Below are 20043 nucleotides of genomic sequence, written 5' to 3' on the forward strand. Positions count from 1 at the left end.
CGACCTCCGTGCGTGACCGGGCTGCGACGGCACGTTGTCAAGGCGCCGCCGTCCTGGCGACCCCTTCGATCAGGATCGATCGAGCCGAAGCAGCATGGTGTCGGAGTTGCCGACCCGGCCCACCATTGTGAAGCCGGCCCGTTCGTACAGCCGGCGGGCGGTGTTGCCGTCCTCGACGCTGAGGCTCAGCCCGGGCAGTCCACGCTGCCCGGCCGCGTCGATCACAGCAGCCAGCAGACTAGTGGCCACACCGCGCCCCCGGGCCGCAGGCAGCACGCCGAGGGTCAACTCGGGAGTGCTCTCGTCCACAAAGCCGTACCCGGCCCGCTCGGCCGGCAGCGCCCGCCCCCACACGGCACCGACCGGCGCACCGTCGATCAGGGCCAGCACACCCAGGTCACCGAGCGACGGAAACCCTTCGAGATAACGCCGCGCCATCTCATCGGCGCGGATCTCGTCGAGGGTGAAGCGCTCCGCCGACCAGTTGTAGGCCGCCAGCAGGATCTGCTCCAGAAAGAACACGTCGCGGGCGTCGGCCTCCCGTAGTTGCATCCGCCCAAGCTACCGGCCGGTCATCGGCCACCAACTGCCGCCCGGACAGCGGGACGGAGCTCTACTCTGCTGCTGTGATCGACGTTCAGGTGCGTAGCGAGAACGGAAGCATCCTCGAGCACGGAACCCATGGCATCGAGTGGACCCAGGACCTGATCGACCTGGACGCCGCGACCTTTCCGATGCTGGCCGGACTCTGCGCCTATCTCGACACCATCTTCAACCAGCGACAGGTCTATCAGTTGCTGGATGAACTACAGCGACTGCCGACCGGCGTGATCCCGGAGCCGGCCACGACCGAGATCCAGCGGCTCGCCACGAAAGTCGGGGAAGGCCAGCACCTGTACCTGTGGTTCTGTGGCGACTGACGAGCTGAAGGCCAGGTCAGCTGCGGGTGTTGTCGTAGGTCAGGGTGGTGGTGAGGGCGCCGTCGGTGGTGGCGGCGAAGAACATCCGGTCCGTGTTGCCGTAGCTGGTGATAAGGCCTCGCCGACCTCGGCCGGGTCGGGGTGGGCCACCGTGCGGACGGCCCAGGCGGCCAGGACCTCGCACGCCGATGGCATGTCCACTGTGGTGGTCCAGGTGGCGGTGAACCCTGTCTCGGCCTTGCCGTCTCGGTGGATGCCGACCAGGATGCCGTCGCGGGTTTCCGTCCGGCCGGTCGCCGGCGAGGGGGGCGCATCGATCGACATGCCCTCATGGTGCGCCGGGCGTGCAACAGGCCCTACCGGGCCAGCCACGGGCCGGTCACGCTGGCCGGGTTCGCGGCGACCTCGGCCGGGGTGCCCTGGGCGATGATGCGGCCGCCGCCGGGGCCGCCGGTCGGGCCCATGTCGATGATGTGGTCGGCGGCGGCCAGCACGTCCAGGTCGTGGTCGATGACGACGATCGTGGCGCCGGCGTCGAGCAGGCGGTCGAAGACGCCGGCCAGGGTGCCGATGTCGACCGGGTGCAGGCCGGTCGAGGGCTCGTCGAGCACGTACAGCACGTTGCGCTGGCTGCTGCGCAGGCGGGCGGCGATGCGCAGGCGCTGGGACTCGCCGCCGGACAGGGACGGGGTGGGTTCGCCGAGGCGCAGGTAGTCGAGGCCGACGTCGAGGATCGGGCGCAGCGGGCGGACGATCGCGGGCACGTCGGCGAAGTGGTCGAGGGCCTCGCGGACGGTCATCGTGAGCACGTCGGCGATGGTGCGGTCGTCCACGCGTACGGAAAGGGTGTCGTCGTTGAATCTGGCGCCGTGACACGTGGGGCATTCGACGTTGATGTCGGGCAGATATTGCACGTCGAGGTCGATGGAGCCCAGGCCCAGGCAGGTCGGGCACTGGCCCTGCTTGGTGTTGAACGAGAAGTGGCCGGCGGCCCGGCCCGACGCGGCGGCGAAGTGGGCGCGGATCGCGTCGAAGGCGCCCGAGTACGTGCTGGGGGTGGACCGCGCGTTCAGGCCGATCGGGGTGGCGTCGATCTCGACCACCTGGCGCAGCGGGCCCAGGTCGAGCGACTTCACGTGGGCCGGCAGCGGCTCGCCGGCCACCTGGGCCCGGGCCGCCGGCACCAGACTGTCGAGCACCAGTGCGGTCTTGCCCGCGCCGGACGGGCCGGCCACCCCGGTCAGCCGGTTGACCGGGAAGGAAGCGGTCACGCTGCGCAGGTTGTACAGCCGCTCGACGGCAATGTTGATCACCGAGTCGGTGGCCGGCCGCGGCGACCGTGAGACCGCGGGACGGCCGGCCAGGTACGGCCCGATGATCGACCGGGGGTCCCGCGTGACCGCGGACACCGGGCCCTGGGCCAGGATCGTTCCGCCCAGCCGGCCCGCCCCGGGTCCCATCTCGATGAGCCAGTCGGCGGTCCGGATCACGTCCAGGTCGTGTTCGACGATGACCACCGAGTTGCCGTTGGCGGCCAGCGCGTCGATCGTCCTCCACAGCCCTTCGACGTTGCTCGGGTGCAACCCGACCGACGGCTCGTCCAGCACGTAGAGCATGCCCGTGGTGTTCGTCCGCACGGTCGAGGTCAGCTCGATCCGCTGCCGCTCGCCGGTCGACAGCGTGGCCCCGGCCCGGTCGAGCCCCAGATAGCCGAGCCCCAGGTCGAGCAGCGGCTTGATCGACCCGGTCAGCTCCCCGATCAGCCCGGTGGTCAGGCGCGCCAGCTCGGCCGGGAAGGAAAGCCCGGCCGCGAAGTCGACCAGTTCGTCGAGGTCGAGCGCGCTGATCTCGGCCAGGTTCCGGCCGTCGAGCCGCGAGGTCAGCGCCTCGGGCCGCAGCCGGCTGCCGTCGCAGACCGGGCAGGTGTGCGAGTTCAGATACTTGCTGTTCCCGGACTTCTGGGCCGCGGTCACGGCATTGTCGTACGTGACATTGAGCCGGACCGGACGGCCGTCCCGCCCGGACACGGTGACCGTCTGTTTCACCGGCTCACCGGTCATGACCTGCTCTTTCTCGCGGCGCGAGAGTTTTCCGTACGGCACGTCGAGCCGAACCCCGAGCTCGCCCGCCGCGAACAGGCTGAGCCGCCGCCCGCCCACGTTCCAGGGCTGCACCGCCCCCTCGTTGATCGTCTTGCCGGGATCGGGCACGAGCGCTGCCGGGTCGACCTCGTAGACCGTGCCCAGTCCGGTGCAGCGCGGGCAGGCCCCGATCGAGTTGAAGGCGAACGTCTCGGCCCCCGGCGCCTCGAACCGGACGCCGCAGGTCGGGCACTGGATCTCCATGGCCTGGGTGGCGATCGACGGCGGCACTTCGTGCCCGTTGGGACAGCGGTGGGTGCCGAGCCGCGACATGGTCAGCCGCAGCACGTTGAGCACCTCGCTCATCGTGCCGACGGTGCTGCGCGGCCCCGGCACGGGCGGGCGCTGGCGCAGGGCGAGGGCGGGCGGCAGGTTGTCGATGCGGTCGACGTCGGGGCGCTCGGCCTGGATCAGGCGCCGGCGACTGTACGTACTCAAGCCCTCGAGAAACCGGTGCAGGCCCTCGGCGTAGAGCGTGCCCATGGCCAGCGACGTCTTGCCCGAGCCGGACACCCCGGCGATGACGACGGTGCGCCACAGCGGCACATCCACATCGAGGTCGCGCAGGGTGTTGTGCCGGATGCCCCGCGCCTGGATGGCCCGCGGCAGCGAGTCAGGCGGCGGCGGGATCTTGGAGGTGGCCATGACTCCTCTTCATAGCCGCAATCGGCCGCCGATGGCTGTCACTTGCCTCACAGCCGGACGGCGAGCGCGAGAAAGCGGTCGTCGTCGTCCTCGTACCGCGACAGACTCCAGCCAGCGCCGTCGAGCAGCGAGGCGAGGTTGGCGGAATTCAGGGGCTCGTCGGCGGTCAGCGTGCGGCCGTGGCGGGCGGCCAGGGCGGCCCGGCCGCTCGGATGGAAGAGCACCAGCCGCCCGCCGGGCCGGGTCACCCGGGCCAGCTCGGCCAGGCCCGCCGCCGGGTCGGGCAGGTGGTGAACGAGACCGGCCGCGAAGACCACGGCCGCTGTCGCATCGGGCAGCGGCAACCGCCGGGCGTCGGCCTGGATCAGGTCGGCCGAGCGGTCGCGCCCCTGGGCCCGGGCCTCGGCCAGCATGTTCCGCGTGCAGTCGAGCCCGAGCACCCGGCCGGTCGGGCCCACCGCCGCGGCCAGCGCCGGCAGCGCCCGCCCGGTGCCGCAACCGATGTCGAGGACCACGTCGCCCGGCTCCGGCTCGGCCGATTCGACCGCCTCGGCGTACGCGGGCAGGTCGTCACCGAACTTCTTGTCCCAGCCCGCCGCCCGCGGGCCGAAGAAGGCCTGGCTCTCGGCCAGGTGCCAGCGCTCGGGGTCGGCCAGGCGCGGGTGCAGCTCGCGGATCACCGGCCACTGGGGATCGTTGTTGTCGATCACCACCTGGGCCCGCCGCTCACCCACCCCGGCCGGGCCGCGCGGGCCCGAGCGCAGATAGACGATCACCCGGTCGGCCGCCGGTTCGAGCACGTTCAGGGCCGAGTCGAGCACTCCCCCGGACGGCCCGGTGAGGCCGAGCACGGCGTCGACGTTCCAGGCGCGGGCCGAGGGCGGGAACGCCGCCGCCAGCCGCGCCGCGAACCTGGTGGCAGCGCCGTGATCGCCGCCGTCGACGATGACGGTGAGCGGCGCGCGGGGCGTGAGGATCTCGGCCAGGAACGCCGTGACCTCGGTGACTCGCTGGGACACGCCCTCCAGCATGCCGTCGCGGATGTGAGCTCGGCAACGGTTCCGCATCTGCGAGCCCGATCGGGTTCTCAGCCTCGCAGATGCAGGCCTATGGTGATCCCTGTGACGACATACCGCATCGGCGAGGCGGCCGAGCTGCTCGGCGTCAGCGTCGACACTGTCCGGCGCTGGGTCGACGCGGGCCGGCTCGCGGCCGATCGCGACGAGCACGGCCATCGGCACATCGCCGGGGCCGGCCTGGCCGCGTTCGCCCGTTCGATCGCCGACGAGCCCGATCCGGGCATCGGCCGTTCGTCGGCCCGCAACCGGTTGCGCGGCATCGTCACCGCGATCGCCCGCGACTCAGTCATGGCTCAGGTCGACATCCAGGCCGGCCCGTTCCGGGTCGTGTCGCTGATGAGCCGCGAGGCGGTCGACGAGCTGGGGCTCGAGGTGGGTTCGACGGCAGTGGCCGTGATCAAGTCGACGACGGTGGTCGTGGAGCGAGGGGACGACAGATGAAGCGCGCGCTCATCGGTTTGGCGCTGGTCGCCACACTCGCCGCCTGTGGCGGCGAGGCGAGCAACGACGGCGGCCCGTCGAGCGGGGGCAGCGCCGCCGCCGGCGCCACCGGCTCGCTGACGGTGCTGGCCGCGGCGTCGCTGACCGAGTCGTTCAACCAGATCAAAGAAGACTTCCAGGCCCAGAACCCCAACGTCCAGGTCGTCATCTCGTACGGCGGAAGTTCGGGTCTGGCCCAGCAGATCACCTCGGGGGCGCCGGCCGACGTGTTCGCCGCGGCCAGCCCGGCCACCATGAAGACGGTGGTCGACGCGGGCGACGCCAACGGCGAGCCCACCGTGTTCGTCAAGAACCAGCTGGTGATCGCCACCGCCAAGGGCAACCCCGAGGGCATCAAGGCGCTGGCCGACCTCGAGAACACCGACCTCAAGGTCGCGCTGTGCGCCGAGCAGGTGCCGTGCGGGTCCGCGGCCAAGAAGGCGATCGAGGCGGCCGGGGTCGGCATCAAGCCGGTCACCCTCGAGCAGGACGTGAAGGCCGCACTGTCCAAGGTGAAGCTGGGCGAGGTCGACGCCGCGCTGGTCTACCGCACGGACGCCAAGGCGGCCTCGGCCGACGTCGACGGCGTCGAGTTCCCGGAATCGGCGGGCGCGATCAACGACTACCCGATCGTCACCCTCAAGAACGCGCCCAACCCGTCGGCCGCGACCGCGTTCGTCGCGTTCGTGCAGTCCGAGCCCGAGCTGAGGATCCTCACCGACGCAGGGTTCCAGAAGCCCTGAACAAGTTCCGCATCCCGCTCGCGCTGGCCGTTCCGGCCGCGATCGGCCTGACGTTCCTGATCCTGCCCCTGGCCGGGCTGCTGATCCGGGCGCCGTGGGCGACGCTGCCGGAACGCCTGACCGAGCCGGGCATCCTGGCCGCGCTGCGCCTGTCGCTGCTGACCGCGAGCCTGGCCACGGTGGTGTGCCTGATTCTCGGCGTACCTCTGGCCTGGGTTCTGGCCCGCACCGACTTTCCGGGCCGGCGGCTGGTGCGGGCGCTGGTGACCGTGCCGCTGGTGCTGCCGCCGGTGGTGGGCGGGGTGGCGCTGCTGCTCGTCTTCGGCCGGCGCGGGCTGGTGGGCGGCTGGCTCGACCAGAACTTCGGGGTCAGCCTGCCCTTCACCACGGCCGGGGTGGTCGTGGCCGAGGCCTTCGTGGCCATGCCGTTCCTGGTCATCGCCGTCGAGGGGGCGCTGCGCGGGGCCGACGCCCGCTACGAGGAGGCGGCGGCCACGCTCGGCGCGACCCGGTGGACGGCGTTCCGTCGGGTCACGTTGCCGCTGATCGCGCCCGGGGTGGCGGCCGGGGCGGTGCTGTGCTGGGCCCGCGCGCTGGGCGAGTTCGGTGCGACGATCACCTTTGCCGGCAACTTCCCCGGCCGTACGCAGACCATGCCGCTCGCCGTCTATCTCGCGCTCGAACAGGACGTGGACGCGGCCATCGTGCTCAGCCTCGTGCTGCTGGCCGTGTCGGTGGGCATCCTGGCCGCCCTGCGCGACAAGTGGGTGGCGGCATGACCCTGTCCTCCTCGATCAAGATCAAACGGGGCGACTTCACCCTCGACATCGAGCTGACCGCCGCCCCGGGCGAGGTGGTGGCGCTGCTGGGCCCGAACGGCGCCGGCAAGACCACGGCGTTGCGCGCGCTGGCCGGTCTGCTGCCGCTCGACGACGGCCGGATCGACCTGGACGGCATCCGCCTCGACCAGCTCGCCCCCGAGCAGCGGCGCATCGGCGTGGTCTTCCAGGACTACCTGCTGTTCCCGCACCTGACCGCGCTCGACAACGTCGCCTTCGGACCACGCTGCCACGGCGTGCCGCGGGCCGAGGCCCGGCAACAGGCCCAGGGATGGCTGGCCCGGGTGGGTCTGGCCGAGCACGTACGCAAGAAGCCCCGTCAACTCTCGGGCGGTCAGGCCCAGCGGGTGGCGCTGGCCCGGGCGCTGGCCGGCGAGCCTCGCATGTTGCTGCTCGACGAGCCGCTGGCCGCGCTGGACGCCCGCACCCGCCTCGACACCCGGGCCCAGCTGCGCGGCCACCTGACGGCCTTCGGAGGCGCGACGATCCTGGTCACCCACGACCCGCTCGACGCCCTGATGCTGGCCGACCGACTGGTCATCATCGAGGACGGCCGGGTCGTGCAGACCGGCGACGCCGCCACCATCACGGCCCAGCCCCGCACCGACTACGTGGCCCGCCTGGTCGGCCTGAACCTCTACCGCGGCCACGCCTCGGGTTCGACCGTGCGGCTGCCCGGCGGTTTCGACCTGGTGACCGCGGCCGAGGAGTCGGGCGAGGTCTTCGTGGCGTTCCCGCCGTCGGCGGTGGCCCTCTATCCGAGCCGCCCCGACGGCAGCCCCCGCAACACCTGGCCGGCCACGGTGTCCACCGTCTCGCGCCAGGGCGACGCGCTGCGCATCGAGCTGGGCGGCCCGATCCCGGTGGCGGCCGACGTCACGCCGGCCGCCGCCGTCCACCTCGGACTGGAACCGGGCCGCGAGCTCTGGGCCACGGTCAAGGCAACCGAGGTCCGCTCCTACCGCGCCTGAGTCATTCGAGACCGTCCCGCGAGATCGGCGGGCCGACCCGGAAGCCCCGGAAGGTGACCTCGAGCCCGGCCCGCTGCGGCGAGCAGCACATGACCCCCACGTCGACCGTCCCGGGCAGGTCCAGGTGGCCCAGCCGCACCAGATCCCACCCGCCGTTCCCGTCCCCACGGTGCACGCACACCGCCGACCCGAAGCGCGTCAGCCGGAGCGTGACCTCGCTGTGCCCTTGCGGGACCGGCGCCACCGACAGATCGGAGAAATCCCGGGTGAGTACGGTGCTCAGCTGCACCGCGCCCGACGTGACCTCGAGCCCGGTCTTGAGCCAGGTGCGCTCGTCGGCCCGCAGCATCAGACCCGCCTGGTCGAACAGGGCCGCATGCCCGGCCGCGACCACCACCTCGGCCGTGAAGTCGCCCGTCACCGGCCGGTGGTAGAAGTGCCCGTTGTCGGTGACGTACCCGTAGAAGGTGGTGCGCCAGAAATCCGTCTCGAGCCCGGTCACCGCCCGGATCCGACCGCCCTCGTCCGTCCACTGAGGTGGCTCGTTGAGCCAGACCATCGACATCACGCCAGTCTAGGTACCGTCAGGCGACGGCGGTGCCCTCCAGTTCGACCAGTTGGCCCGGGATCGCCAGCCGGGTGACGCCGAGCATCGTGGTGGCGGGGGCGACGCCGGCCGCGCCCAGCCGGACGGCCAGCACCCCGTAGTGCTGGAAGAGCAGGTCGACGTCGGTCGTGTAGACGGTGAGCCGGACCAGGTGGGCCAGAGTCATGTCGGCCGCGGCCAGCGCGGATTCGACGTTGTCGAGGCTCAGGGCCAGCTGGGCGGGCAGGTCGCCGTCGTGCTGGGGTTTGCCGTCGGCGTCCATCGCGGTCTGGCCCGACAGGTAGAGGGTGCGGCCGGCCCCCGAGACGAGTTCGCCCTGGTTGAACCCCAGCGCCACGGACCACGGGACCGGGTTCACCGCCGTGCGTTGAATTGTCATGCGGTCAGCCTGCCGACGAATCACGACAACCTGTGTCGTGTATTCCTGTTAGCTTTCCTCGGGTGCGCGCCGACCGGCTGGTCTCGCTCGTGCTGTTGCTGCGACGGTACGACCGGTTGTCGGCGCCCGCGCTGGCCCGGGAACTCGAGGTGAGCACCCGGACGGTGCTGCGGGACATCGAAGCCCTGTCGGCGGCCGGGGTGCCCGTCTACGCGGAACGCGGGCGACACGGCGGCTTCGCGTTGATGCCGGGGTTCCGTACGGAATTGACCGGCCTCAACCACGACGAGGCGCTGGCTTTGATGATCGCCGGCGCCCGGCACGGCGCCTTCGGCCTGGGCCCCGCGCTCGCGTCGGCCATGCTCAAGGTTGCCGACGCCCTGCCCGAGACCACCCGGGCCGCGGCCGAACGCCTGCTGATCGAGCCCGAGACCGACCTGCTGGCCCGCCGCCGGGCCACCGAGGACCTCGCGGGCCCGCTCGTCGCCGAGATCCGGAACGCGGTGCTGACCGGCCGCAAGCTGCGCCTGAAGTACGCGGCGAGCTGGCGCACGGTCGACCCGATCGGGCTGGTCACCGTCCGGGGCCAGACGTATCTGCTGGCCACCAAAGAGGGCGCCGACCGCACCTACCGCCTGTCGCGGGTGCAGGCCGCCGAGCAACTCGACGAACCGGCCGACCGCCCCGACCACGTCGACCTCGACGCCGTCTGGCGCGACCGCAGCACCCGCTTCCGCACCGGCGGCGACCAGATCACGGTCGAATTGCTGCTCGAGCCGGCCCGTCACGAGGAGCTGCTGGCCACTGCGTTGACCGTTCTCGCCGAAGAGGCCGGCCCGGGCGGCCGGCTGCGGCTGACCGTCACCTTCCAGGACGCGAGACACGCCGAATGGGCGCTGTGGCAGCTGGACGCCGAGGCCCTCACCCCGCAATCTCTGCGTACTGCCCTGCACGACCGGGCCACCGCCATCGCCGCGCGCTACGAACGCCCCATCGACCGCAGGTAGCGGCGGCGGTAGACGCGCTGGGCGACCAGCAGGGCCGGGAAGGCCCAGCGCCAGGCGCCCGGGGCGGGCCGGGTCAGCGAGCGGATGGTCAGCCAGACCCGATCGTCGGCCGACCGGTGCACGATGAAGGCTTCCTCACCGCTGACGGGATGTCCGACCAGAGTTCCGTACGAGAATCCGCGCCGATCCGGCCGGTCGACGACCTCGATCCGCCGGACGGGCTCGGTCACCGTGACCGGCCCGACCCGCGCGGTGAGCTCGAAATCGTCGCCACCGACCGGAGTCACGGTGAAACCGCTGCGGGTCTTCACCTGCCAGTCGAGCACACCGGCCCCGACCCGCTCCCAGTCCTGCGGGCCGCGCCCGACGCCGACCGTCCGCTCGAACGGCCGGTAGCCGGCGGGCCGCTCGTCCCAGACCGCCTGCCCCGGCCGCGTTCGCCCGACCACGTCATAGTTGAGCTCCGGCACCCCACCATGATCGCAAACGGCCGGCGGTGCGGAGGTGCAGCGTGATGACGGGACGTCACAGCCGAAGTCGAGCGCAGCAGCTGGATCGCGATGTGGCCGCGCTGCTGTCGTACATGGCGTTCATCGGGATCCGGAGCTTGACCCGGTCTTCGGTCGAGGAGGTGGCGCCGGCTACGCCTGGGGATGGGCGGCGGCGGACCGTGGCTGCCGGCCCACCTGGACCCCGAGGCCGTCCACTACGTGGTGCCCGACCCGGACAGCTTCTATTGGCCCGGCAACCCGAACGGCTCGGGCGGCACCATCCAGTGGTGGCAGTGCACCACCCTGCTCCGGATGACCGACGGAGAACAGGTGACGACCGGCCTCGCGGTGATGCCGGAAACCTTCACCGCCCTACCCTCGACCCTCCCCCGCCGACAACAACGCCGCCTGCTCCACACCGCCCGAACCACCGAGCGCGACGCATACCTCTGGAGCCGCGACCACAAGCCCGACTGCAGCCCCCAACGCTGCGGCTTCACCCCAGAACCCCGCCCGCAGCGGTCGTGACGGCATGTCCGCGTGGATCGGCGCGGATTCCTGACTGCGCCCCGGCTCACGTCGAGGGGTCGAGCCATTCGCGGGCGGCGGCGGTCAGGGCGGCCACGCCAACCTCGATCGTGGGGTCGGGGATGGGGTGGTAGTGCGGGGAGTGGTTGGAGGGGATCTTGCCGGCCGCCTCTAGGAACTCGGGGATCGTGGTGGCGGCGGCGAACGGGGCCGGGTCGGCGCCACCCAGGAGCCAGTAGGTGATGGGGGCGCCGGTGGCCGAGGCCAGGATGCCGACGTCCTCGCTGCTGGGCAGGGGGCCCGGGTTGAGCACGCGGGCCGCGCCGACCACCGACTCCAGGGCGGGGCGGGTGCGGTCGGTGGCGGGGACGTCGTTGGTCAGCGTGGGGGCCGACTCCTCGATGACGATCGTCGGCTCGCGTGGGGCGCCGGCCGCCGCGGCCTCGGCGGCGACGATGCGGGTGATCGCGGCCAGCACCCGGGTGCGGACCCCCAGGTCGTACGTGCGGATGTTGAGCAGCAGGGTGGCCGAGTCGGGAATGATGTTGTGCTTGGTGCCGGCCTGGACGGCGCCGACGGTGAGCACGGCGGTCTCCGTGGTGGCGATCTCGCGCGCGACGATGGTCTGCAGGCGCAGGACCGTGGCCGCGGCGATGACCACCGGGTCGATCGTCGTTTCGGGGCGCGAGCCGTGGCCGCCCTGGCCGTGGATGGTGACGCGCAGCGAGTCGGAAGCGGCCCACATCGGGCCGGGGGTCAGGCCGATGCTGCCGGCGGGGAGCGGGGCGACGTGCTGGCCGAGCACGATCTCGGGGCGGGGCACGCGGTCGGCCAGGCCGTCGTCGATCATCGCCTGGGCGCCGCGGGCCAGCTCTTCGGCGGGCTGGAAGACGGCGACCACCGTGCCCTGCCGATCCTGGGCCGCGGCCAGTTCGGCGGTGGCGCCCATCAGCCAGGTGACGTGCATGTCGTGGCCGCAGGCGTGCGAGACCCCGTCGACCGTGCTCGCGTAGGGCAGGCCGGTCTCTTCGGTCACCGGCAGCGCGTCCATGTCGGCGCGCAACCACACCGTGGGGCCGGAGCCGCGGCGCAGGACGCCGGCCACTCCGGTGCCACCGAGGCCCTCGATCACCTCGTACGCGTTCTCGCGCAGCCACGCCGCCGCGATGCCGGCCGTCCGATGTTCGTGGAACGACAGCTCGGGGTGACGGTGCAGATCCTTGTATACGGCGCGCAGCTTCGCCGGGTCCATCATCCGGACGTTACGCGGACCGCGAAGCAGGGGATAGTGGGCGGATGCGCGAATGGGTCGACCATGTGATCTGGTGGCACGTCTATCCGCTGGGGTTCGGCGGCGGGTTCCGGCGGCTGACCGGGTGGCTCGACTACGCCGTCGAGCTGGGCGTCAACGGGCTGCAACTCGGGCCGATCTTCGCCTCGGAGACGCACGGCTACGACACCACCGACCACTTCCGGCTCGACCCGCGGCTGGGTGACGACGCCGACTTCGACGCGCTGATCGCCGGCTGCCGGGAGCGCGGGCTGCAGGTCATGCTGGACGGGGTGTTCAACCACGTCGGGCGCAGCTTCCAGGCGCCCGAAAGCTGGTTCAAGCACACGGCTTCGGGCGAGCGGGCGGTGTTCGAGGGGCACGGCGCGCTCGTCGAGCTGAACCACGACGAGCCCGAAGTGCTCGATCATGTCGTACGGGTGATGAACCACTGGCTCGACCGGGGCGCGACGGCCTGGCGGCTCGATGTGGCGTACGGGGTGCCGCCCGCCTTCTGGAAGGCCGCCGTCGACCGGGTGCGGCCCGAGCGGCCCGAGGCCTGGTTCACCGGCGAGATCCTGCAGGGCGACTACGTGACGTTCCTGCGCGACAGCGGGCTCGACTCGATCACCCAGTACGAGTTGTGGAAGGCCACCTGGAGCAGCCTCAACGACGGCAACTTCTTCGAGCTGGCCTGGGCCCTGGAGCGCAACAACGAGGTGCTCGGGGCGGGGCAGCCGCTAACCTTCGTCGGCAACCACGACGTGACCCGCATCGCGAGCAAGCTCACCGACGAGCGGCACCTGGGCCACGCGCTGGCCGTGCTGTTCACCGTGGGCGGGGTGCCGAGCGTGTACTACGGCGACGAGCAGGGCTTCCGCGGCGTCAAGGAGGACCGGGAGGGTGGGGACGACGCCGTGCGGCCGGCCTTTCCCGAGTCGCGTGACGACCTGGCCCCGTACGGCTGGCCGGTCTTCCACCTGCACCAGCGGCTCATCAGCGTGCGGCGGCGGCACCCGTGGCTGGTCCGGTCGCGCACGACGGCCGAGCAGCTCACCAACGAGGCGGTCGCGCTCGTGTCGGCCGACGGCGACAACCGGCTGGTGACGCTGCTGAACGTCGGCGACGAGCCCTACCGCTTCACCGTCGACGGCTCGGAGGTCGAGGTGCCGGCGCACGAATGGAAGATCGTCGGCGAGTGAGGCGTGAGGGATTCATCACCCCGCGCCACACCTGATCCCGGCCTAGATTGACAGGCATGCAGGCACTCGAGCTGACCGACTACCGCGCCACCGTCGCGCGGATGTACCTGGCCGACACGAGCCTCGAGGAGTTCCGCGCCGAACGCGACAAACTGTTCGGCACCCACCCGCAGTCGGCCATCCCCTCCGACGAGCGGGCCGCGTTCACCGGCCTCAACTACCTCCCCCGCAACGACGACTTCATCGTCGAGGCCGACGTGCGCCCCGCGTCCGGCTCGATCGACATCGACACCGGCGGGCCCGACGGGGTGGTGCACTACAACCGGGTCGGCGTCATCGACTCACCGTTCGGCGAGCTGTCGCTGTGGTGGATCGCCGCCTACGGGGGCGGGCTGTTCCTGCCGGTGCGCGACGCCACCTGCGGCAAGGGCGCCTACGGCGGCGGGCGCTACCTCACCGACACCGTCAAGGGCACCCACGGCCGCGGGCTCGAAACCCTGTCCGGCTCGCGGGTCAGGCTCGATTTCAACTATCTCTACAACCCGTCCTGCGCGTACGACGACGCCTGGCTGTGCCCCCTGGCCCCGCCGGAGAACACGATCTCGGCCGCCATCGAGGCGGGCGAGCTCACCTACCACTGACGCCCCGGGTGCGCACCGCTTCATAGGCCGCACGCGCCAGCTTCGCCCCCCAGAACGACCGCGGCCCCGCATAGGCCGCGACCGGCCACTCGGCCGGGCTTTCATTGCGGACCTCGGTCGGGCTTTCGTTGCGGCTTCCGGCCGGGTTTTCTGTACGGGGCCCGGCCGCACTGTCGCTGCCGAGCTCAGCCGAGCTCTCGTGGCGGGGCTCAGCCGGGCACAGCACGCACACGGCGTCGGTCGGGGTGCCGGTGGCGTCCCAGCCGAGGTCGCGGATCGCTTGCGCCTTGGCCTCAGTGATGGTGGCCACGGCATTGACCAGGGCGCCCGCGCTGAGCCGGGCCGGCACCCAGGCCACGAAGTTGACCGTGCCGACGCGCGGCGCGAGCTCGACCGGCGGGGCGGCGGCCCGCACCGGCACGCCCAGCCCCACCGTCGCCCACAACTGCACGCCGCCGTCCGTGGTGGCGATGACCTCGGCCACGTCGACCCCGGTGAGCAGGCCGATGCCCGGGCCGCGCAGGCCCAGCCCCTCGGCCATGCCACGCAGGTGGTCGGCGGGGTCATCGCGGTCGTACGACATGGGCACGGTGGCATTGACAACCCACTCGCAGCGACCGATTCCGCCACCGAGGACGGCCGACGAGATCGCCAGCACCGGCTCGGGCAATTGCCAGACCAGCAGCGGCTCGTCCCGCCCGCCCTCGGCGCGATGCGTGAGAGTGGGCTCGGGCAGCGCAGTCACACCGGGTCTTCGGCGGCGCGAGCGCCAAGGCCGTCGGCGGCGGAAGCGTCAGGCTCTGCGGCAGCGGGGGCATCCGGGTCTTCGCCCGCAGCGTCCGGGTCTTTGCGGCCGGACCATTCCGGGGCCAGGACGGCCCAGATCTCGCTGTCGTGGCGGACGCCCTGCCACGGGAAGTTGGCCCGCAGCGTGCCCTCGTGGGTCATCCCGAGGCGGCGGGCCACGTTCGAGCTGGCCACGTTGTCGGGGCGGCAGTGCCACTCGACCCGGTGGACGCCGCGCTCGGTGATCAGCCAGTCGATCAGCCGCTCGGCGGCCCGGGTGATCAGCCCGCGCCCCGTGCCGGCCGGTTCGAGCCAGCAGCCCACCTCGACCACCCCGCTGTGCGGGTCGAGGTTGAACGCCATCACCCCGCCCACGAGCACGTCCTCGAGCCAGACGCCGAGGATCCGGCCCTCGCCGCCGGCCTGCAGATCGGCGTACCGCTGAAGGGTTTTGCGCGCTGACTCGAGGTCGGTGCTCCGGCTCGCCCACGGGATCCAGGGGTCGACGGTCGCCCGCGCCCTCTCCATGTGTGCGAGGAATTCCTCGGCCTGCCACGGTTCCAGCGGTCGGAGCTCGGCGCTCCCACCCAGATCGACCTTGAACACCGGGCAAGCGTAGCCGCCGCGTCCCGGAAATTTTCCCTTCGCCTCTCGTCCACCCGCCGCCTTTAGATTTACGATCATCGATCTACAGGAGGTAGGGTCATGGGCATTCGTCGCGTGATCGCGTGCGGCGTGGCCGGCGCGCTGACGGCAGTCGGCCTGGCCGCGCCGGCGCAGGCAGCACCGAGCCGGGCCGAGCTGGCTCTGCGCTGGGCGCCGATCCATTATCAGGACGTCGACTCCACCGGCAGTCACGCCCTGGGCGGCAAGAGCGACTTCATTACCCGGTACGACTTCGACGGCAACCTGAACGGCCGCGACAACTGGGACAACACCGGGAAGAACACTGCCGCCGCGGCGTACTACTCGGTGCTCGAGACCGGCACCCACTACTACCTCACGTATTTCTTCTTCCACCCGCGCGACTGGATCGACCACCCGTTCTTCGAGACCGAGCACGAGAACGACGGCGAGGGTGTGCTCGAGATCGTCGAGAAGGACGGATCCGAGTACGGCCAGTTGAAGGCCGCGGTCACTGTCGCGCACAGCGATTTCTTCTCGTACGCCCCGGCCGGCAGCGACTGGACCAACGGCGGCGAGACCATCGACGGCACGCTGCAGTTCAAGGCGTCCCCGCACGACGACTTCCAGCACCCGGTGACGGCGCAGGAGCGGGGTGGCCACGGGCTGAAGGCGTGGCCGCAGTACGACATCAACGGCGACGGCGTCGTCTATTACCCCTCGGCCACCGTGTCGGAGTCGCCCAGCAGCTCGAACGACCGCGACGTGCGCTACGAGCTGATCGACATCTTCGCGAGCGGCGGCCTGTGGGCGCAGCGCAACAACACCAACCTCTTCGCCAACCTGGGCACCTTCGCCGGCGACACGACCGGCGGCTGCGGTGTCGGGACGTTCTCGTGCGGCACCAACTCGGCCAATGCGCCGTGGGGCTGGGACGACGGCAACGACATCCCGGCCCGCGGTGAGATCGCTTCCGACCCGGCCAAGCTGGCCGCCGCCTACTTCACGATCCCGGGAACTCCGGCCCGGACGTACACCTACAACCCGTACGCCGGTGCGGCCGCGGCTCTGAAGGCCGCCCAGAACCTGCCTCCGACGATCGACTAGGTCCCGAGCCGATCGTCAAGGCGCTCCCCGTGGGTCGGCGTGACCCGCGGGGAGCGCCTCGTTCAGGCACGGTCGTGCAGCGTGATCCGGTAGCCGTCGGGGTCGGCGAAGGTGAACGTGCGTCCGAACGGCCCGTCGATGGGCGCCGTGACGATGGTGTGCCCGTCGGCGACCAGGGCGTCGTGGATGGCCTGGACGTCGGTGGCGTGCAGCCAGATCGCGGCGCCGAGGCCGGGCTGAGCGACCGAGTCGAGGTCGGTGCCGGGAACGAGGTCGCGCAGCGCGAACGCGATCGGCTTCGTGTCGAAGACGACGGCGTGGGGCGGACCGACCGGCGAGCGGACGAGCCCGAGATAGCGCTCGTAGAACGCCCGCGAGGCGTCGAGATCGCGGGCCTGCAGGGAAACGAAGTCGGGACCGGTGACCGGCATGGCAGCTCTCCTTCTGTCGTGTCAGTTAACTGACATGCATCAAGGTATGTCAGGATACTGACATGAGTCAAGACGGCATCGACCTGCCGACGTCACTGGGCTACCTGCTAAAGGAGGCGTCGAGCGCCCTGCGCGCGGCCATGGAAGAGGTGTTGCGCCCGCTCGACATGAGCGTGACCCACTACTCCTGCCTCGAACTGCTGGCGCAACGGCCCGGCCTGTCCAACTCCGAGTTGGCGCGCGGCGCGTTCGTCACCCGCCAGACGATGAACGTGCTGCTCCAGGCCCTGGAACGCGACGGCTACGTGACCCGCCCGGCCGCCGCCCCGGTCGGCAAAGCCCTGCCCACGCGCCTGACCCCCCGCGGCCGCCGAAGCCTCGAAAAAGCCAGCGCCGCCGTCCGATCCGTCGAACTCAAGATGCTGGCGGGCATGACCGACGCCGAACAGGCGGCCGCCTTCCAAGCCCTGCAGAGCATGATCACCTCGCTGCGCACCGGCTAGCGGATCTCCAACTCCCAGACGGAAAAGCCGTACTGGTTCGAGCGCTTGGTGCCGTACATCCGCACGTAGCGGGCCACCGCGCTGCCGGTGTCGACGCGGACGGTGCCGCCCTCCCCCGCCGTTGTCGACCAGACTGTGCGCCACTTCTTGCCGTCCAGGGAGACGTCGATGCGGTAGGCGACGGCGTGCGCGTGTTCCCAGATCAGGGTCACCTCGCTGACGATCCGGCGGGAGCCCAGGTCGACCTTGAGCCACTGGGGTTCGGCGAAGCCGCTCGACCAGCGGGTGGCCGGGTCGCCGTCGGCGGCGTCGGCGGCCGGCCACGGGGCACCCTCGCTGCTGCTCGCGGTGACCGTGCTGGTCAGGGCCAGGTTGGCCCGGGACGGGTTGGTGCGGGCGGTGACTTTGGGCGCAGCCGGCTTGACGGTCACCGAAGGTGACGGTGACGGCACTCGGCTGACCGGGGCGGCCACGGCCGACCGAGGCGCCGGGGACTCGATCGGCGCCGGGCCGGAGCCGGCCACCGTCTCGGTCGGGATCGCCACCGGGGGCACCCCGCGGTCGGGGATCGTCGCGTCGGCGGTGGCCCGGTAGGCCACGGCCAGGCCGCCCGCGGCGGCCACCACGACGGCCACGCCCGACGCCACCCACCAGCCCTTACGGGACTTGCGGCGGGGCGGCGGAGGCGGTGGCGCGGGTGGCGGCGGCGCGACCGGCGGGCGGCTGCGCGGCCGCGCCCCGGGCATGTGGGTCAACCTGAGGCTGTCCGCGCGGGACGGCCGCTGACGGTCTTCCACGAGAGACTCCCGTTCGTCCTTGGTGGACGCCCCCTCGCGGCCACCAAGCACGTATCTTGACGGAAGTTGGTTACGGAATGGAGTTACGGACGAGTAGACGGCTGTCGATCATGCGATAGCGATCTACGTCACTCTGCGTTCAGTGAGGCTCCCCTTGCGGGCTGTACGCGGTGAGGAACTTGTCACGGAACTCGTCCATCGGCCACAGCGGCGCGTCGGGCGCCGGCTTCAGGCCGTCGGTCCAGCCCCAGCCGTTGATCCGTTCGAGCACCTTGGGGTCCTTGGCCACGACCGAGATCGGCACGTCCTTGGTCGAATTGGTGCCGACGACGACCGAGGCCGGCTGGTGGTCACCCAGCAGCAGGAGCACCAGATTGTCGTCGCCGAAGTTCTCGACGTACGAGACGAGGCTGTCGACCGAGTAGGCGATCGACCCGGCGTACGCCTGCTTGGCCTTCTTGCCGTCCGACAGCACCTGCTGGGCGGTGGGCTTGCCCTCGATCATCGGCCCGTAGACCCGGCCGTCGCCGATCTTGTCCCACGGCAGCATCGCCGGCACCGGCGTCCACGGGGTGTGGCTCGAGGTCAGCGTCACCTCGGCCAGCAGCGGCGGGCGCTTCGCCTTCCCGAACTCGTACTCGTGGACCTGCTTCATCACGAACTGGTCGGGCATCGTCGACCAGCTCAGCATCGGGCCGTTGTAGCCGAGCGTGTGCGAGTCGTAGATCTGCTGGTAGCCGTAGAACTGCCCCTCGGGCCAGGCGAACGTGACACCCGGCTGGAAGCCGACGGTGCGGAACCCGGCCCGCTTGAACGCCGAGGTCAGCGTCATGCGGTCGGTCGCCACGAGGCTGCGGTAGCGGTTTTGGTTGTCGATCCACAGGCCGGACAGGAACGTCGAGTGGGCCAGCCAGCTGCCGCCGCCGAAGGTGGGCGAGGTCAGGTAGCCGCTGCGCGCGGCGAACCCCTTGGCCGCGAGCTTGGCCTGCCCGGTCTGCAACTGGGCCAGTACGGGTTGATTGAACTCGGGGTTCTCGACGGCGTCACGGCCGTAGCTCTCGACGAAACCGATGATCACGTCCTTGCCCCGCAGCGCGCTCAGCAGCTGGTCGTCGGGCATGTCGGCGAACGCGTCGTCCCGCACCTCGAGGGCGAAGTCCTTGCGGTCCTGGATGTCCTGGGGCACGGCGAGCACGGTGTCGCGGGCCAGCTCGGCGGCGCTCTGGCTGGCCACCGGGATGCCCCCGACGAGCTGGAAGCTCATCACGGCCAGGGTGACCCACGCGGCCGACAGCGTGACCACCGTTCCCCGTACGGGCCAGGGGTGGGCCCCGATGAGCCGGCTCAACCGGCGGACCGAGAAGGTCATCGCGACCAGCGTCACCACGGCCAGCAGCACGGCGGCCGCCGCGGCCAGCAGCGCACCGCCCCGGCCGAAGGAATCGATCATGAAGTTGAAGCCGTCCCGGAACAGCACCCAGTCGAGCACCGGGTCGAACGGGCGGGCCAGCACGGCGAAGAAGCCGATGTCGATGATCTTGAGAATGGTCAGGAGGCCGAGCACCACGCCCAGGACGGTCGCCGTGATCCGGCGGGCCCGGGGCGGCAGGGCCAGCAGCAACGCCACCGCCAGCAGCGCTTCGATGGGCACCCGGACCAGGGCGGTGAGCCAGAAGTTGCCCGGGGCGAGCCGGGTGATCTGATCCGGGAGCACCAGCGCGAGAAAGACGAGGAGGGCGGCGAGGGTGGTGACCACCCCGCCGGCGATCCGGCGCACGTGCTTGTTGACCGACACGGAGATTCCTTACCCGCAGAGTTGCACCTACCAACAGGTACACGCTGGGTGAGGGTA

At 71.3% G+C, this 20043-nt stretch carries 24 protein-coding genes; 11 read left to right on the top strand and 13 right to left on the bottom strand.

Annotation, left to right across the window (positions count from 1 at the left end):
- Positions 1-69: 69 nt before the first annotated feature.
- Positions 70-552 carry a GNAT family N-acetyltransferase gene (locus M1L60_RS08290; protein WP_253236733.1) on the bottom strand — a complete coding sequence of 161 codons (483 nt, stop codon included), beginning with the start codon at positions 550-552 and terminating at the stop codon, positions 70-72.
- Positions 553-626: 74 nt separating this feature from the next.
- Here M1L60_RS08290 and M1L60_RS08295 point away from each other — a divergent pair, with 74 nt between their 5' ends.
- Entirely contained in the window at positions 627-920 is a 294-nt protein-coding gene (locus M1L60_RS08295) for a hypothetical protein (protein WP_253236734.1), read from the top strand.
- Between the two features lie 39 nt (positions 921-959).
- On the opposite strand, the gene M1L60_RS08300 is transcribed toward M1L60_RS08295, so the two are convergent.
- From M1L60_RS08300 to M1L60_RS08310, 3 genes are read right to left on the bottom strand one after another with little or no spacing between them, the layout of a single operon-like run.
- Positions 960-1244, bottom strand: a complete 285-nt coding sequence (locus M1L60_RS08300; protein ID WP_253236735.1) for a hypothetical protein — start codon at positions 1242-1244, stop codon at positions 960-962.
- A gap of 32 nt (positions 1245-1276) precedes the next feature.
- Complete coding sequence (locus M1L60_RS08305; protein ID WP_253236736.1) at positions 1277-3706, bottom strand: excinuclease ABC subunit UvrA; 2430 nt, start codon at positions 3704-3706, stop codon at positions 1277-1279.
- Between the two features lie 47 nt (positions 3707-3753).
- The gene (locus M1L60_RS08310; protein ID WP_253236737.1) at positions 3754-4725 is read right to left on the bottom strand and encodes a class I SAM-dependent methyltransferase; all 972 of its coding nucleotides are present in this window, start codon (positions 4723-4725) and stop codon (positions 3754-3756) included.
- A gap of 102 nt (positions 4726-4827) precedes the next feature.
- On the opposite strand from M1L60_RS08310, the gene M1L60_RS08315 reads away from it, so the two are divergent.
- Genes M1L60_RS08315 through M1L60_RS08330 form a run of 4 tightly spaced genes read left to right on the top strand, consistent with a single transcriptional unit; the run spans position 4828 to position 7818 of the window.
- Entirely contained in the window at positions 4828-5226 is a 399-nt protein-coding gene (locus M1L60_RS08315) for a TOBE domain-containing protein (protein WP_253236738.1), read from the top strand.
- Positions 5223-6008, top strand: coding sequence for a molybdate ABC transporter substrate-binding protein (gene modA, locus M1L60_RS08320; RefSeq protein WP_253236739.1), 786 nt, complete (start codon positions 5223-5225; stop codon positions 6006-6008). The genes M1L60_RS08315 and modA overlap by 4 nt, the downstream gene beginning before the upstream one ends.
- Positions 6005-6787, top strand: a complete 783-nt coding sequence (locus M1L60_RS08325) for an ABC transporter permease (protein WP_256516201.1) — start codon at positions 6005-6007, stop codon at positions 6785-6787. The genes modA and M1L60_RS08325 overlap by 4 nt, the downstream gene beginning before the upstream one ends.
- The gene (locus tag M1L60_RS08330; protein ID WP_253236740.1) at positions 6784-7818 is read left to right on the top strand and encodes an ABC transporter ATP-binding protein; all 1035 of its coding nucleotides are present in this window, start codon (positions 6784-6786) and stop codon (positions 7816-7818) included. Before M1L60_RS08325 ends, M1L60_RS08330 begins: the two co-directional genes overlap by 4 nt.
- 1 nt (position 7819) lies before the next feature.
- Here the strand turns inward: M1L60_RS08330 and M1L60_RS08335 are convergent, their stop codons facing one another.
- Both M1L60_RS08335 and M1L60_RS08340 read right to left on the bottom strand, forming a co-directional pair.
- Complete coding sequence (locus tag M1L60_RS08335; protein ID WP_253236741.1) at positions 7820-8383, bottom strand: DUF1349 domain-containing protein; 564 nt, start codon at positions 8381-8383, stop codon at positions 7820-7822.
- A 19-nt stretch (positions 8384-8402) separates the two neighbouring features.
- Entirely contained in the window at positions 8403-8804 is a 402-nt protein-coding gene (locus tag M1L60_RS08340) for a RidA family protein (RefSeq protein ID WP_253236742.1), read from the bottom strand.
- A 62-nt stretch (positions 8805-8866) separates the two neighbouring features.
- Between M1L60_RS08340 and M1L60_RS08345 the strand changes: the two genes are divergently transcribed.
- Entirely contained in the window at positions 8867-9811 is a 945-nt protein-coding gene (locus M1L60_RS08345; RefSeq protein ID WP_253236743.1) for a helix-turn-helix transcriptional regulator, read from the top strand.
- Here M1L60_RS08345 and M1L60_RS08350 read toward each other — a convergent pair.
- The gene (locus M1L60_RS08350) at positions 9784-10281 is read right to left on the bottom strand and encodes a DUF1990 domain-containing protein (RefSeq protein WP_253236744.1); all 498 of its coding nucleotides are present in this window, start codon (positions 10279-10281) and stop codon (positions 9784-9786) included. The two genes, M1L60_RS08345 and M1L60_RS08350, sit on opposite strands and share 28 nt — an antisense overlap.
- Before the next feature lie 183 nt (positions 10282-10464).
- On the opposite strand from M1L60_RS08350, the gene M1L60_RS08355 reads away from it, so the two are divergent.
- Positions 10465-10830, top strand: a complete 366-nt coding sequence (locus tag M1L60_RS08355) for a hypothetical protein (protein ID WP_253236745.1) — start codon at positions 10465-10467, stop codon at positions 10828-10830.
- Between the two features lie 46 nt (positions 10831-10876).
- Here M1L60_RS08355 and M1L60_RS08360 read toward each other — a convergent pair whose 3' ends face one another.
- Entirely contained in the window at positions 10877-12082 is a 1206-nt protein-coding gene (locus M1L60_RS08360; RefSeq protein ID WP_253236746.1) for an amidohydrolase, read from the bottom strand.
- Between the two features lie 44 nt (positions 12083-12126).
- Between M1L60_RS08360 and M1L60_RS08365 the strand changes: the two genes are divergently transcribed.
- Complete coding sequence (locus tag M1L60_RS08365) at positions 12127-13302, top strand: alpha-amylase family glycosyl hydrolase (RefSeq protein WP_253236747.1); 1176 nt, start codon at positions 12127-12129, stop codon at positions 13300-13302.
- A gap of 56 nt (positions 13303-13358) precedes the next feature.
- Positions 13359-13943 carry a DUF1684 domain-containing protein gene (locus tag M1L60_RS08370; protein ID WP_253236748.1) on the top strand — a complete coding sequence of 195 codons (585 nt, stop codon included), beginning with the start codon at positions 13359-13361 and terminating at the stop codon, positions 13941-13943.
- Here M1L60_RS08370 and M1L60_RS08375 read toward each other — a convergent pair.
- Entirely contained in the window at positions 13930-14688 is a 759-nt protein-coding gene (locus tag M1L60_RS08375; RefSeq protein ID WP_253236749.1) for an adenosylcobinamide amidohydrolase, read from the bottom strand. The two genes, M1L60_RS08370 and M1L60_RS08375, sit on opposite strands and share 14 nt — an antisense overlap.
- Complete coding sequence (locus tag M1L60_RS08380) at positions 14685-15335, bottom strand: GNAT family N-acetyltransferase (RefSeq protein ID WP_308208438.1); 651 nt, start codon at positions 15333-15335, stop codon at positions 14685-14687. Before M1L60_RS08380 ends, M1L60_RS08375 begins: the two co-directional genes overlap by 4 nt.
- 99 nt (positions 15336-15434) lie before the next feature.
- Between M1L60_RS08380 and M1L60_RS08385 the strand changes: the two genes are divergently transcribed.
- Positions 15435-16460 carry a hypothetical protein gene (locus M1L60_RS08385; protein ID WP_253236750.1) on the top strand — a complete coding sequence of 342 codons (1026 nt, stop codon included), beginning with the start codon at positions 15435-15437 and terminating at the stop codon, positions 16458-16460.
- A 62-nt stretch (positions 16461-16522) separates the two neighbouring features.
- Here M1L60_RS08385 and M1L60_RS08390 read toward each other — a convergent pair whose 3' ends face one another.
- On the bottom strand, positions 16523-16891 hold the full coding sequence (locus M1L60_RS08390; protein WP_253236751.1) for a VOC family protein: 369 nt from the start codon (positions 16889-16891) through the stop codon (positions 16523-16525).
- Between the two features lie 62 nt (positions 16892-16953).
- Between M1L60_RS08390 and M1L60_RS08395 the strand changes: the two genes are divergently transcribed.
- Positions 16954-17394 (top strand): MarR family winged helix-turn-helix transcriptional regulator, encoded by a 441-nt coding sequence (locus tag M1L60_RS08395; protein ID WP_253236752.1) that lies wholly within the window; start codon positions 16954-16956, stop codon positions 17392-17394.
- Here M1L60_RS08395 and M1L60_RS08400 read toward each other — a convergent pair.
- On the bottom strand, positions 17391-18140 hold the full coding sequence (locus M1L60_RS08400) for a discoidin domain-containing protein (protein ID WP_253236753.1): 750 nt from the start codon (positions 18138-18140) through the stop codon (positions 17391-17393). The two genes, M1L60_RS08395 and M1L60_RS08400, sit on opposite strands and share 4 nt — an antisense overlap.
- Positions 18141-18330: 190 nt before the next feature.
- The gene (locus tag M1L60_RS08405; protein ID WP_253236754.1) at positions 18331-19986 is read right to left on the bottom strand and encodes a sulfatase-like hydrolase/transferase; all 1656 of its coding nucleotides are present in this window, start codon (positions 19984-19986) and stop codon (positions 18331-18333) included.
- Between the last annotated feature and the right edge of the window lie 57 nt (positions 19987-20043).

Origin of the sequence: Paractinoplanes aksuensis, assembly GCF_024137025.1 — a bacterium.
In the GTDB taxonomy this organism is placed as follows: domain Bacteria; phylum Actinomycetota; class Actinomycetes; order Mycobacteriales; family Micromonosporaceae; genus Actinoplanes; species Actinoplanes aksuensis.

Excerpts from the sequence above, each read along its gene's own strand:
- M1L60_RS08335 (WP_253236741.1), bottom strand. The coding sequence starts at position 8,383 with ATGTCGATGGTCTGGCTCAACGAGCCACCTCAGTGGACGGACGAGGGC.
- M1L60_RS08330 (WP_253236740.1), top strand. The coding sequence starts at position 6,784 with ATGACCCTGTCCTCCTCGATCAAGATCAAACGGGGCGACTTCACCCTC.
- M1L60_RS08390 (WP_253236751.1), bottom strand. The coding sequence starts at position 16,891 with ATGCCGGTCACCGGTCCCGACTTCGTTTCCCTGCAGGCCCGCGATCTC.
- M1L60_RS08360 (WP_253236746.1), bottom strand. The coding sequence starts at position 12,082 with ATGGACCCGGCGAAGCTGCGCGCCGTATACAAGGATCTGCACCGTCAC.
- M1L60_RS08290 (WP_253236733.1), bottom strand. The coding sequence starts at position 552 with ATGCAACTACGGGAGGCCGACGCCCGCGACGTGTTCTTTCTGGAGCAG.
- M1L60_RS08355 (WP_253236745.1), top strand. The coding sequence starts at position 10,465 with ATGGGCGGCGGCGGACCGTGGCTGCCGGCCCACCTGGACCCCGAGGCC.
- M1L60_RS08305 (WP_253236736.1), bottom strand. The coding sequence starts at position 3,706 with ATGGCCACCTCCAAGATCCCGCCGCCGCCTGACTCGCTGCCGCGGGCC.
- M1L60_RS08300 (WP_253236735.1), bottom strand. The coding sequence starts at position 1,244 with ATGTCGATCGATGCGCCCCCCTCGCCGGCGACCGGCCGGACGGAAACC.
- M1L60_RS08370 (WP_253236748.1), top strand. The coding sequence starts at position 13,359 with ATGCAGGCACTCGAGCTGACCGACTACCGCGCCACCGTCGCGCGGATG.
- M1L60_RS08340 (WP_253236742.1), bottom strand. The coding sequence starts at position 8,804 with ATGACAATTCAACGCACGGCGGTGAACCCGGTCCCGTGGTCCGTGGCG.
- M1L60_RS08400 (WP_253236753.1), bottom strand. The coding sequence starts at position 18,140 with ATGCCCGGGGCGCGGCCGCGCAGCCGCCCGCCGGTCGCGCCGCCGCCA.
- modA (WP_253236739.1), top strand. The coding sequence starts at position 5,223 with ATGAAGCGCGCGCTCATCGGTTTGGCGCTGGTCGCCACACTCGCCGCC.
- M1L60_RS08365 (WP_253236747.1), top strand. The coding sequence starts at position 12,127 with ATGCGCGAATGGGTCGACCATGTGATCTGGTGGCACGTCTATCCGCTG.
- M1L60_RS08395 (WP_253236752.1), top strand. The coding sequence starts at position 16,954 with ATGAGTCAAGACGGCATCGACCTGCCGACGTCACTGGGCTACCTGCTA.
- M1L60_RS08385 (WP_253236750.1), top strand. The coding sequence starts at position 15,435 with ATGGGCATTCGTCGCGTGATCGCGTGCGGCGTGGCCGGCGCGCTGACG.